The organism is Pseudomonas rustica (assembly GCF_018336155.1).
Taxonomy (GTDB): Bacteria; Pseudomonadota; Gammaproteobacteria; order Pseudomonadales; family Pseudomonadaceae; genus Aquipseudomonas; species Aquipseudomonas rustica.
On the sequence record NZ_JAGYHF010000036.1, the window covers coordinates 1 to 1,423 of the forward strand.

Annotated in this window: 2 protein-coding genes and 1 pseudogene; all 3 read right to left on the bottom strand. The window is 59.2% G+C overall.

The features are described from left to right. Positions 1-609, bottom strand: a 609-nt coding sequence (locus KFS80_RS26725) for a hypothetical protein (protein ID WP_212546469.1), incomplete at its 3' end; no start/stop codon positions are given. Between the two features lie 82 nt (positions 610-691). After that, positions 692-1,060, bottom strand: a complete 369-nt coding sequence (locus KFS80_RS26730) for a Gp49 family protein (protein WP_212546470.1) — start codon at positions 1,058-1,060, stop codon at positions 692-694. Positions 1,061-1,074: 14 nt separating this feature from the next. Further along, positions 1,075-1,423, bottom strand: a pseudogene (locus KFS80_RS26735) (phage head morphogenesis protein); the annotation flags it as partial.

The following is a 1,423-nucleotide window of genomic DNA, read 5'->3' on the forward strand; positions in this document are numbered from 1 at the left end:
TTCCCACGTTTTGGTGGCCCCGCCACCCTTACCCCCGGCAGCCCCGCCACCGTTCGCTTGCGTGCCGCGCACCAGTGATGCGTAGCGCGGCGCTTGCTGGAATTCTTTTGCCAGGTCATCAAGTGTTGCGATGGTCAGGTTGCCGGAGGCGTCCGTGACCTTGACCTGGCCTTCAACGATTTTCAGGCGGCGCTGGACAAACTCGGCGAGGATCTCCGCGTTTTCTCCGTCGGCGATGCCGGTGGAGACCTTCGAGGCTGCCGACGTCAGGTCGCGTCGCTCAATGTTTGCGGTAAGTTCGGCCAAGCGCGTACGCTCTTGCTCAAGGGCTTGCTGAGAGCTGGTGTACAGCTGCTCGTATTCGCCGTTCGCTCGCTGCGATTCTTCTTGCAGGCGTCGCTGCTCCGCTTCGGCTGCGTCGCGCTTACGCTTTTCTTCCTTCTTCTCGGTGAGTAGCGTTTGCACTTGGTTGCGCAAGCCTTCGAGGTCATCGCTGCCCGTAGGCAAGCCCTCAACGACGAGAACGAAGTCATCGCCCATCGCCTTGTAGAGCGCCTGAATTGCTGCATCGAGTGCTTCGTATTCGGCCTTGCTGATCTTGTACTTCATGTCATCCCCCGGATGATTTGCCGTTGGCTCAGCCGCGGGCGTAAAAAAACCGGCTCAAGGCCGGCTTGGTGTTCGGTTTTGATTAGCTGGCGTCATGCAGGGATTGCTTGAGCGCATAGCCCATGAGTGGCCAGATCTTCTGCTCAGCGTTCTGGCGGGCGATCTTGCGGCCAATCTCAGCGTCGAAGTTCTCCGGGCTGGCGCAAGCGGACTCACCGGTGACGGTGAAGCCGTTACGCAGCACCAATACGCAGAAGGTCAGTTGATCGAGCTGTGCGTGCGCACCAGTCAGGCGAGTCAGCTCATCCTGAGAATGGAAAGCAGCCTGAACCCCATTCCCGGCGGTGAAGTAATACTCGCCAGCGATATTCGCTTGCAGGTCTGCAGGCGTAATGCGTGGCGCAGTAAGACCTTTGGCTTGGATTTCTTGCTCGATATTTTTGTCTGTCATAGCGATCTCCGATGTCAAAGTCCCGCTCGCTCGAAGGCCAGCGGTTCAAGGTCTTTAAGTTGCTGCAGGTTCAGGGTCTTGCCGTTGTCGTCGACGAATCGGTCCAGGCTTAGCTCACCCTTGGTGAACAGCTTGTACCGGGCAGGCCCCAGCACATCGCGCTGGAAGGCGGCAGGCTGGCGCGATAGCCAATCCTGATAGCTGGTCTTGCTCGATACCGCCGCGGCGCCGTCCGGTCCTACTGAGGGACGAGTAGAGCCAGGAATCTCGCGGGCAAACTGATCTTTCAGCACTGGCAGCGCGCCTGACCTGCAATTCCAGTGGCCGGGTGGCTTGGGGTCGTCCCATCCGTAGATGTGCTGA